General features: G+C 66.3%; 9 protein-coding genes. 2 read left to right on the top strand and 7 right to left on the bottom strand.

Features of this window, described 5'->3' with window-relative positions:
* Positions 1–121: 121 nt before the first annotated feature.
* From JZZ72_RS26915 to gap, 7 genes are all read right to left on the bottom strand, one after another.
* The gene (locus JZZ72_RS26915; protein WP_210015447.1) at positions 122–1,480 is read right to left on the bottom strand and encodes a CoA transferase; all 1,359 of its coding nucleotides are present in this window, start codon (positions 1,478–1,480) and stop codon (positions 122–124) included.
* Between the two features lie 35 nt (positions 1,481–1,515).
* On the bottom strand, positions 1,516–1,929 hold the full coding sequence (locus JZZ72_RS26910; protein WP_043860378.1) for a YbaN family protein: 414 nt from the start codon (positions 1,927–1,929) through the stop codon (positions 1,516–1,518).
* 62 nt (positions 1,930–1,991) lie between these two features.
* On the bottom strand, positions 1,992–2,600 hold the full coding sequence (locus JZZ72_RS26905) for a biliverdin-producing heme oxygenase (protein WP_210015446.1): 609 nt from the start codon (positions 2,598–2,600) through the stop codon (positions 1,992–1,994).
* A 141-nt stretch (positions 2,601–2,741) separates the two neighbouring features.
* Positions 2,742–5,345, bottom strand: coding sequence for a TonB-dependent receptor (locus JZZ72_RS26900; protein ID WP_058541437.1), 2,604 nt, complete (start codon positions 5,343–5,345; stop codon positions 2,742–2,744).
* A 119-nt stretch (positions 5,346–5,464) separates the two neighbouring features.
* On the bottom strand, positions 5,465–6,424 hold the full coding sequence (locus tag JZZ72_RS26895) for a FecR family protein (protein WP_054915084.1): 960 nt from the start codon (positions 6,422–6,424) through the stop codon (positions 5,465–5,467).
* 67 nt (positions 6,425–6,491) lie between these two features.
* Entirely contained in the window at positions 6,492–7,010 is a 519-nt protein-coding gene (locus JZZ72_RS26890; protein WP_043860382.1) for an RNA polymerase sigma factor, read from the bottom strand.
* A gap of 157 nt (positions 7,011–7,167) precedes the next feature.
* Positions 7,168–8,169, bottom strand: coding sequence for a type I glyceraldehyde-3-phosphate dehydrogenase (gap, locus tag JZZ72_RS26885; protein WP_210015445.1), 1,002 nt, complete (start codon positions 8,167–8,169; stop codon positions 7,168–7,170).
* Positions 8,170–8,421: 252 nt separating this feature from the next.
* On the opposite strand from gap, the gene edd reads away from it, so the two are divergent.
* The gene (gene edd / locus JZZ72_RS26880) at positions 8,422–10,248 is read left to right on the top strand and encodes a phosphogluconate dehydratase (RefSeq protein WP_043860384.1); all 1,827 of its coding nucleotides are present in this window, start codon (positions 8,422–8,424) and stop codon (positions 10,246–10,248) included.
* The coding region (locus JZZ72_RS26875) for a glucokinase (RefSeq protein WP_210015444.1) at positions 10,245–11,016 on the top strand (772 nt) is incomplete at its 3' end. The genes edd and JZZ72_RS26875, both read left to right, overlap by 4 nt.

Genomic DNA, 11,016 nt, shown 5'->3' with positions numbered 1-11,016 from the left:
TTGTATGCGGGGTGGTTGACGCTTTAGAGCGGTGTCGAGGTGTTCGCCGGCAAGGCCGGCTCCTACAGAAGGTCGCACCAACCTGTAGGAGCCGGCCTTGCCGGCGAAGAGCCTCTGGCGGTCACCAGCGAGGCTCGGCCGACCCCAGCTCGCAAGCCCCCCGCGCCCATACCAGCGGCGCGCCTTGCACCTGCAACGGCGCCTGCAGGCGCCTGGCCGGCCCCCACGGCGTCTGCTCCACGGCCGGGGCCAGGTCTGCCTCGGTTTCGCCGGCCAACGGCAAGTCCTCGATCACCGTGCCCTGGTCCACCAGCAGCTTGGCCGTGCGCGCCAGCGACAGACGCGCCGAGCCGCCACAGCCGCTGCGCAGCCGCTCATCCAGTGCACGGATCGCGGCAGCCGCCATCAGGTAGCCGGTGGCATGGTCCAGGGCCTGCACCGGCAACGGCACCGGCCGCTCGCCCTGACGCCAGCGCATGCCCTCGCGAGCGATCCCGCTGCTCATCTGCACCAGGCTGTCGAAGCCGCGACGATGCTGCCACGGGCCGCTCCAGCCATAGGCATTGAGGCTGACATCGATCAGCCCGGGGTTGAGCCTGCGCCGTTGTTCGGCGCCATAGCCGAGGCGCTCCAGCGCGTCGGCGCGGTAGCCGTGCAGGAGGATATCGGCACCTGCCAGCAGGCCTTCGAACACGGCGCGGTCCTCTGCAGCATGCAGGTCCAGGCGCGCGCAGCGCTTGCCCAAGGTCACCTCGGCCACCACCGAGGGCTCCTCCCAGCCCGGCGGATCGATGCGCAGCACATCGGCACCGAACCCCGCCAGCAGGCGGCTGGCAACGGGCCCGGCAAGAATGCGCGTCAGGTCCAGCACGCGTACCCCCTTGAGCGGCTGCGCCGCGGTGCCGGTCCAGCCCTTGAGTACGCCAGCCGGCCCAGCCTTGCGATCGATCAGCGGCTCGGCATTGACCGCCATGCCCTGCGGGTGCGCCGACCATTGCTGCCAGCTGCGCATCTGCGCGGCACATCCGCCCGCAGCCACCACGGCAGTTTCCAGCGCCTCTGCCTCCCACTCGGCAACCCGCCGGGCCATCTGATCGCGGTCGTGTACCGCTCCCAGCACCCGTTCGGCAGCGGCGCGGTGATGCGCGGCATTGGTGTGCAGGCGGATCCAGCCATCGCGGGTCGGGTAATCGCCTGCCACGGCGTCCCACAGCGGCGGCAGGCTCCAGCCCTGGGGGCGAATGCTGGTGGCGAACCACAGGGAGCTCAGACGTCGGTCCACCTGCACCCCGGGGCGCGTGCCGGTCTGGCCGGCGAGCAGGTCGGCAATGGCCAGGCCCGTGGCGGCAATGCTGGCACTGGCCAGTTCGGTAACTTCGAATGTCGATGGCAGGGCTCCTGCAGTGTGCAGGTGCAGGTGCTCAAGCGCATCCTGGGCTAACCCCAGGGCGCTGACGATGCTGTTGAGAACATGACTCATGGTTGGCCCTCCCGTTGGTGGGCCATTGCAGACCATCAGGGCTGATTGGTCAAATGCGGGGCGGCAGGCACGCGCTCGGGGCGCGACCAGATCCACAGGTTGCCCAGGGCCATGCCGCCGATGGCGAGCCCTACCGGCCAGCGCAGGCCGATGAACACCAGCATCAGGCCGGCGCACAGCAGCATGCTGAGCGTGGCGCTGACCTTGGCCCGGCGCTGAATCACCTTGCCGTTGCGCCAGTTGTGCAGGATCGGCCCGAACAACCGGTGGTTTTCCAACCAGGCGCTCAGGCGCGGCGAGCTGCGCGTGGCAGCCCAGGCCGCGAGCAGGATGAACTCGGTGGTCGGCAGGCCGGGGATCACGATGGCCACCAGGCCGATGCCCAGGCTTACATAGGCAAGCAGGCCGAACAGCACGCGGGACAGCTTGGAGGTGGATGGGCGGGTCATGGGGTCCATTGACTGCACAGGTGAGGGCCGGCTGCCAGCGCGGCTGGCCGGCCCGGCACGCATCAGGCCAGCTCGGCCTTGGGCGCGGTGGCGTAGGCGTGTTTGAGCAACTCGGTAAAACGTTCGAACGCAGCCACGGCGCCTTGTTCAGCGGCCGCTTCTTCTTCGGCGCTGAGCTCCAGGCCATCGAGGATGCGGGTGAACTGCTTCCAGCCCTCGGCGCGACCACCGGCCGGCTCGCCCAGGTGACGGGCACCGAAGCTGTCCGACAGGCCCAGGCCGACGGCGCGCTTGATCAGGAACGCGGCGCCGAGTTTGGAGCCTTCGGAGACGAATATCCAGCCCATGGCGGCGCCCAGGCTCGGGTTGTGCACGGCGCCGGGGAAGGCGGCCGGTACTGCGGTGTCGAGGTCGGTGAGGTCGAGGCGGGCCTGTTCGGCGCGGCAGCGCTCGGCCAGGTCGGGCACGATGGCGATCAGTTGCGGGTCGTTGTACAGCGCCTGGAGTTCGGACTGGAACAGGTACTGGGCGACCACGAAACGGGCGAAGCTTTCGCGGGTGTCGAAGGGGGCATGGGACTTGACCAGCGCATCGAGCTCGCTGTGCGGCGCATGGGTGAGCTGGTTGAGGCGCTGCGAGCGCAGGGCAGGGCGTTCGGCGGTTGCGGTCATGGGGCATCCTTGGGAAATGGTGAGCGGGTGACTAGACGTTAGTAACTAGACGAATGAGGGGCGTGGAAATAGTAAAAAAGGTTGCGGGCCATTCGCCGGCAGGCCAGCTCCCTGTGGGAGCCGGCCTTGCCGGCGTAGCGTCTAGATATCCCAAACCAGGTTGATGGCGAAGTTGCGCCCCGGTGCGGTCAGGCGGTCCAGATTGGCCGGCTGGGTAACCGCCGCTTCACCCAGGCCATCCTTGCCCACGGTGGCGTAGCTGCGCACGTCATCCCATTGCCAGTACTTCTTGTCGGCAAGGTTGTACACCCCAGCATTGATGGTGATGTCGTCTGTAACCTTGTAGAACCCGCTCAGATCCAGCGTGCCGTAGCCCGGGGTGCGGAAGCGGCCGCTGCTGCCGTCGGGGGCGAAGAAGTTGGTGTCATCGACGCGGTTCTTGCGCTTGACCACGGTCCAACTGAGCAGGGTGCCGTAGTCGCGTTGTTCGTAGCCCAGGCCGAACACCCCGGTCAGCGGGTTGACGCTGTTGAGCGGTTGGCCGGTGTCGTCGTTGCGGCCATTGGCATAGGCCAGGGAGGTCTGAGCATACAGGCCCTCTGGCGCGCCAAAAGGCGCCAGGCTCAGGCGGCCCTTGAACTCGACGCCCTTGATGGTCGCGTGCTTGATGTTGTTGGCGGCGAAGGTGTTGCCCAGGTCGGACGACTGCACGGCGTCTTCGTTGATGAAGTCGCGGTACTTGTTATAGAACACCGCCACATCGAAGTGCCCCGCATCGAAGTTGCCGCGCAGGCCGGTTTCGTAGCTTTTGCTCTTTTCCGGCTCCAGGTTCGGGTTCGGCTCCACGGTATACCCGCCTGCCAGGTTCACGAAGCGACCATACAGCGACTTGGCCGTCGGCGTGCGGAAGCCTTCAGCGTATTGCCCGTACCAGGTGTAGTTGTCGTTGAAGGCGTAGGTCACACCCAGCTTGGGCGAGACGCGGTGCCATTTCTTCTCGGCGTCATTGACGCTGTTGGCGCTGCCCAGTGCACCGAGGTACTCGTCGGTCATGTCGGGCTTGAGGCGGGTGTAGTCATAGCGTGCACCCGGCAGGAAAGTCCAGTCGTTCCAGCGGATCTCGTCCTGGGCGAACAGGCTGTATGTGTTGATGGTCGGGTCCGGGAAGTCGCTGACCTTGACCTGGGCGTCCCCAGGGCTGGCATCGCCAACGGCGCGGCAGGTACCGCCCACATTCAGACAGGTTGCCGTGCCGCTGCGCGAACCGGTGACCTTCTGCTGCTTGAGCGTGGTGCCGTAGGTCAGCAGGTGTTCGGTATCGCCAAGGCTGAAGGCTTTGTCGAGCTGGGCGTCGAGTACCCACTGACGGTCCTGGTAGAGGGTCTGGCGATCACGGAACACCTCGCGCCCTCTGGCCGCATACACCTCTTCGGTGCGCTGGTCGGTCTTGCCGATCTGGTAGTTCAGGCTCCACTTCATGTTGTCGGCCAGTAGGCTGCCCAGGGCAAATTCGTGGTTGATGGCAAATCGCTCGCGGGTGACGGTGTCGTTGCCGGTACGTACGCGGTAGGAGTTGGAGGCACCAAAGCCGGGAATGAACGGCCCACCCACTGCGCTCAGTTGGTTGGTATCGCGATCATCCTTGTAGCGCTCGTAGGTCAGGCCCAGCCGCGCGTCGTCGGCGTAGTTCCAGCCCAGCTTGGCCAGCACGTTGGTGGTGCGCGCATCCTGCGGGTTGGCCTCGGTGCGCGCCAGGCCATCGCCGCTGTGGCTGCCGTAGGACTCGGTCTCGTGGCCGTTGCGCTGGCTCAGGTGCAGCAGGCCGTCGAAGTCGCCCTCGCGCCCGGCCACGGTGGCCGAGGTCAGCCAGCTCTCGTCGGCCGAGCTGTAGCCGGCCTTGAGGCGTGCGCCCACGTCCTTGCCCGGCTTGATGATGTCGTCCGGGTCGAGGGTGAAGTAGCTGACCGCGCCGCCGATGGCGTTGCTGCCGTACAGCACCGAGGCCGGGCCGCGCAGGATCTCCACGCGCTTGACGATCTCGGGGTCGACATAGTTGCGCTGGGTCTGGGCGTAGGGGCCGTAGAAGTAGCTGTCGGGGATCGACACGCCATCGATCTGGGTCAGTACGCGTTCGCCATCGATGCCGCGGATGTTGTAGCCGTTGAGGCCGCTGCGCTGGCCGACGCCGCTGACCGAGACGCCTGGCTCGTAGCGCACCAGGTCCTTGATGGTGTTGACGTTGCTGCGGTCCAGCTGCTCGCGGGTCTGCACGCTCACCGTGCTTGGCACCTGGTTCACGTCCTGCGCGGTACGGGTGGCGCTGACGGTCACCTGCTGCAGGGTGATGGCATTGGAGGCGGCGCGCTCGATCACCACATTGCCGGCACTGAGTTTGCGGTAGTTCAGCTGGGTGCCGGCGAGCATCTGGCGCAGGGCCTGCTCGGGCGGCATCGAGCCGCGCACGCCTGGCGAGGCGACACCTTCGGCCAGCTCGGCGGACAACCCCACCTGCCAGCCGGTGACGGCGGTAAACGCGTTGAGCGCCGACACCAGCGGCTGCTGGGCAATGGCGAAGCGGTAGTCACCCATGCGCGGGTTGGCTGCCTGGGCGGGCTCGGCGGCCAGCGCCGGCAGGCTGCAGACGCCGCCGGCCAGCATGGCCAGGGTCAGCAGCGACAGCGTGCAACGTTGCAGGCCCGCTGTGCGGGTGGAGACGGTAGACCGGCGAGTGAAACCTCTGGACATCGAAAGCGCTCCCTGTCGCGCGAATGTTATAGGTGCGGCCGATTCAAAAATAAGAATCAGTTGCATTGGCTATAACGAGACGTGTGACCACGGGGCATCGCGTAAAAAAAGATTCCGATTCAGTTCAGAATCACCAGCGCCGGGTACTCCTGCAGGCGTGCGGAGGTGATGTGGGCCAGCGAGCGCACCGCTTCGAGGGGTTGGTCGAGGCGGTAGTTGCCGGTGACGGCGACGTTCTGCAGGCGCTCGCTGGTGTTGATGATCCAGCCCGGGTAATAGCGCCCCAGCTCGGCCAGCACCTGGCTCAGGGGGCAGTTCTCGAACACCAGCCGGCCCTCGATCCAGGCCAGGTCCTTTTGCCCGTCCAGGCGCTCGCGCTGGCTGAAACCGTTGGGGCCGAGGCTGATGCTGTCGCCGGCCGACAGGCGGATGCGCTGGTCGCTGTTGCCCAGCAGGTCGACGTCGCCGCGCTGCACCCGCACCTGTGCCTGGCCGTCGAGGTAGCGTACGGCGAAATCGGTGTCGCGCACGCTGGCGCGCAACGGCCCGGCGCGCAGCTCGAAGGGCTGCTGCCCGCCGGGGACCTGGAAGTAGGCTTCGCCCTGGTACAGCCGGGCGATGCGCTGGCGGTCGTTGATGTTGCTGGAGAACGCCGAATTGGTATTGAGCAGTACCTTGGAGCCGTCCTGCAGTTCCAGGCGCTGGCGCTCGCCGACCACGGTCAGGTGATCGGCCTGCAGGCGCATGGGCAGGTTGCCGACCGTGAACACACCCACCAGCAGCACCGCGGCGGTGGCCAGCGGCTTCCAGTGCGGGCGCAGGCGGGCCAGGCGTGAGGGGCGCTGACGTTGCTGCAGCTGCAGCGCGGCGGCGCGCACGCTGTCGCCGTGCCACAGGGCTTCGGCCTGCACGTAGGCCGGGGCATTGGCCGGGTCGGCCTCGAGCCAGGCCTCGAAGGCCCGGGTGTCTTCGGGCGTGGCGCATTGCAGGCGTATCAGCCAGTCCAGCGCCTGGTCCATGGCGCTGTCGCAGGCAGCCGGGTCTGGCGGCGCAGGGCGGTCAGGGGCACTGTCGGTCACGGAGGGTCCTTGGCATGCTTGTGTATCAGGTAATGATCAAGTGTATCGGCATGTGAGGCAAGCAGGCTCAATCGCGATTGAGACGATCGGCTACGCCTACACAGATGGCCATGATCAGTTTCAGTTCCTTCTGAACCGTGCTGGCGGACACCTTCAGTTGTTCGGCGATTTCCAGATAGCTGGCGCCGTGCAATCGGCTGAGGATGAAGATGCGCTGCTGGCGGGCGCTGAGCTCGCCCAGCGAGGTGCTCAGGCGGCGCAGCAACTGCTCCGCGTGGGTGGCGTCCTCGGCGCTGCCGTGGCTGGCGGCCACGTTGTGCAGCACCGCCTCGGGCACATCGTCGAGCAGGGTGCGGGCTTGCACGCGGCGGGCGCGCAGGTGGTCCAGGGCGAGGTTGCGGGCGGTCTGGAACACGAAGGGTTCGAGGTGCTCGATGGGGCGTTCGCCCAGGGCGCGGGTGACGCGCAGGTAGGTTTCCTGAAGCAGGTCTTCGGCGGTGCTGGGGTTGTCGACCATGCGCTGCAGGGTGCGTAGCAGGGTGACCCGCTGGGCGAGGAAGACGGCGTTGAAGTGGGACTGACTCACAGCGATACCTGACCGGGATTTCAGCGAATGATAATGCTTATCATCAATGCTGTTGGTCAAGGGGGAAAAGCAGCGGCAAGCTTTTAGTGCCAGGCGGCAGGAGGAAAAGCAGGCTTACCCCCCGGCTTGCCTGCCGCCTGAAGCTTGCGGCTTGAGACTATCGCGCCTCCCATAGCGCCAGGCAGTTGTCCAGCATGCGGTTGGAAAAGCCCCATTCGTTGTCGTACCAGGCCATCACCTTGAGCATCTTGCCGGCCACCTTGGTGTGATTGGCGTCGAAGATCGACGAAAGCGGGTTGTGGTTGAAGTCGCACGACACCAGCGGCAGGGTGTTGTAACCGAGGATCTTCGAGTGCTGGCTGGCCTCTTTCATCAGCGCATTGACCTCTTCCACGCTGACCTCGCGTGTCACGTTCAGGGTCAGGTCCACCAGCGACACGTTGATCACCGGCACCCGCACGGCCATGCCGGTCAGCTTGCCGGCCAGTTCCGGCAACACCAGGCCCACGGCCTCGGCTGCGCCGGTCTTGCTCGGGATCATCGACTGGGTGGCCGCCCGCGCCCGGTACGGGTCGCTGTGGTACACGTCGGTCAGGCTCTGGTCGTTGGTGTAGGCATGGATGGTGGTCATCAGGCCCTGTTCGATGCCCAGTTCGCGGTGCAGTACCTGCGCCACCGGCGCCAGGCAGTTGGTGGTGCACGAAGCACTGGAGATGATCTGGTGCGAGGGGCGCAGGATGTCGTGGTTGACCCCGTACACCACCGTTGCGTCCACGCCCTTGCCGGGGGCCGAGATGATGACTTTGCGTGCCCCGGCAGTAAGATGGGCCGCGGCCCGGGTGCGCTCGGTGAACAGGCCCGTGCATTCGAACACCACGTCCACACCCAGCGCCTGCCACGGCAGCTCGGCGGGGTTGCGAATCGCGCTGACGGCAATTCGGTCGCCGTTGACCGTGATGCTCTCGCCATCGCTGTGAACCTGTGCATCGAATGCCCCGTGCACGCTGTCGTACTTGAGCAGGTGCGCATTGATCGAGCTGTCGCCCAGGTCGTTGATGGCGACGACCTGCAGGTCCTGACGGTAGCCTTGGGTATACAGTGCGCGAAGAATGTTGCGGCCGATGCGGCCAAAACCATTGATTGCGATACGTAATGTCATGGAGCTACCTCTGGCAGACTGTCTGAGCCCCGGAAAGAGCCTGAATCTGATTTTGTTGTTGGAATTACAAGATTATTCGTAAAAAAATAGAAAACAAGCCTTTTTGCTGGCAGTATTTTGTTCAATCTACAACGAGTGACCGGCCAAGCCGTTACCCACCTACATTCGCGCCCCTGCCTTGAGCCTAGGTCGCAATCGTTTGTAAGGGAAACCGCCGCAGAGGTTGCTGCCCCTTAGCCTGGAGTCCAGTACATGCATCCGCGCATTCTTGAGGTCACCGAACGGCTGATCGCCCGTAGCCGTCCTACCCGCGAGCGCTACCTTCAGTTGATTCGCGGGGCGGCCAGCGACGGCCCGATGCGCGCCAAGCTGCAATGCGCCAACTTCGCCCATGGCGTGGCCGGCTGCGGCAGCGACGACAAGCACAGCCTGCGCATGATGAACGCGGCCAACGTCGCCATCGTCTCGGCCTACAACGACATGCTCTCGGCGCACCAGCCCTACGAGCACTTCCCCCAGCAGATCAAGCAGGCGCTGCGCGAAATCGGCTCGGTGGGCCAGTTTGCCGGCGGGGTGCCGGCCATGTGCGACGGCGTCACCCAGGGTGAACCGGGCATGGAGCTGGGCATCGCCAGCCGTGAAGTGATCGCCATGTCCACCGCGATTGCGCTGTCGCACAACATGTTCGACGCGGCGCTGCTGCTGGGTATCTGCGACAAGATCGTGCCGGGCCTGTTGATGGGGGCGCTGCGCTTTGGCCATCTACCCCAGCTGTTCGTGCCGGGCGGGCCGATGCCCTCGGGTATCTCCAACAAGGAAAAGGCCGACGTGCGCCAGCGCTACGCCGAGGGCAAGGCCAGTCGCGAAGAGCTGCTGGAGTCGGAAATGAAGTCCTACCACAGCCCCGGCACCTGCACCTTCTACGGCACGGCCAATACCAACCAGTTGCTGATGGAAGTGATGGGCCTGCACCTGCCCGGTGCCTCGTTCGTCAACCCGTACACGCCGCTGCGCGATGCGCTCACCGTAGAGGCCGCGCAGCAGGTCACGCGCCTGACCAGGGCCAGTGGCAACTTCATGCCGCTGGGCGAGATCGTCGACGAGAAGTCGCTGGTCAATTCCATCGTCGCGCTGCACGCCACCGGCGGCTCCACCAACCATACCCTGCACATGCCGGCGATTGCCCAGGCGGCCGGCATCCAGCTGACCTGGCAGGACATGGCCGACCTGTCCGAGGTGGTGCCAACGCTGTCGCACGTGTACCCCAACGGCAAGGCCGACATCAACCACTTCCAGGCGGCGGGCGGCATGGCCTTCCTGATCCGCGAGCTGCTCGATGCCGGGTTGCTGCACGAAGACGTGAACACCGTGGCCGGCCCCGGCCTGCGCCGTTATACCCAGGAGCCGTTCCTGGACAACGGCAGGCTGGTATGGCGCGAAGGCCCTGAGGCCAGCCTTGACGAAAGCATCCTGCGTCCGGTGGCCAACCCGTTCTCCGCCGAGGGCGGCCTGCGGGTGATGCAAGGCAACCTTGGCCGTGGGGTGATGAAGGTGTCTGCGGTGGCGGCCGAGCACCAGGTGGTCGAAGCCCCGGCGCGGGTGTTCCACGATCAGCAGGAACTGGCCGATGCGTTCAAGGCCGGCGAGCTGGAGCGCGATTTCGTCGCCGTGGTGCGCTTCCAGGGCCCGCGCTGCAACGGCATGCCCGAACTGCACAAGATGACCCCGTTCCTGGGTGTGCTGCAGGACCGCGGCTTCAAGGTCGCGTTGGTGACTGACGGGCGCATGTCGGGGGCTTCGGGCAAGATTCCGGCGGCCATTCATGTGTGCCCGGAAGCGTTCGATGGCGGCCCGCTGGCGCGGGTGCGCGATGGCGACATCGTGCGCGTGGACGGCGTGGCCGGCACCTTGCAGGTGCGCGTCGAGCCGGCCGAACTGGCCGCTCGCGAGCTGCCGGCAGCGCCGCTGGGCAATGACCTGGGCTGCGGGCGCGAGCTGTTCGGCTTCCTGCGCGTGGCGCTGAGCTCGGCCGAGCAGGGCGCCAGCGCCTTCACCTCGGCCCTGGAGAACTTCAAATGAAGGTCGCACTGGTCGGTGACATAGGCGGCACCAATGCCCGCTTCGCGTTGTGGCGCGACAACGCGCTGCACGCGGTGCAGGTGTTCCCCACGGCTGACTACACCAGCCCCGAGCAGGCCATCGGCGTGTACCTGGCCGCGCAGGGCCTGGCCAAGGGCGAGGTGGCGGCGGTGTGCCTGGCGGTGGCCGGGCCGGTCAGCGGCGATGAATTTCGTTTCACCAACAGCCATTGGCGCCTGAGCCGCAAGGCATTCTGCGCCAACCTGCAGGTCGAGCACCTGCTGCTGATCAACGACTTCACCGCCATGGCGCTGGGCATGACCCGCCTGCAGCCGGATGAAGTGCGCAATGTGTGCGCCGGCACCCCGGACACCACCCGTCCGGCGGTGGTGATCGGGCCGGGTACCGGCCTGGGTGTCGGGACCTTGCTTGGCCTTGGCGAGCAGCGCTGGCTGGCGCTGCCGGGTGAGGGCGGGCATGTCGACCTGCCGGTGGGCAGTGCGCGCGAGGCGGCGATTCGCCAGGCGATCGCGCTGGACACCGGCCACGTCAGCGCCGAAACCGTGCTCAGTGGCGGCGGGCTGCTGCGCCTGTACCACGCCATCTGTGCACTGGACGGGCATGCCCCCACGCTGGGCACGCCGGCCCAGATCACCGACGCGGCGTTGCACGACGACCCGGTGGCGCTGGAGGTGATCGAGCAGTTCTGCCGTTTTCTGGGGCGGGTGGCCGGCAACAATGTGCTGACCCTGGGCGGGCGTGGCGGGG

It is taken from the genome of Pseudomonas palmensis, assembly GCF_017848315.1.
Lineage (GTDB): Bacteria > Pseudomonadota > Gammaproteobacteria > Pseudomonadales > Pseudomonadaceae > Aquipseudomonas > Aquipseudomonas palmensis.
The sequence above is the reverse complement of the archived record's forward strand: the minus strand, read 5'-3'. Positions and strand labels throughout refer to the sequence as shown.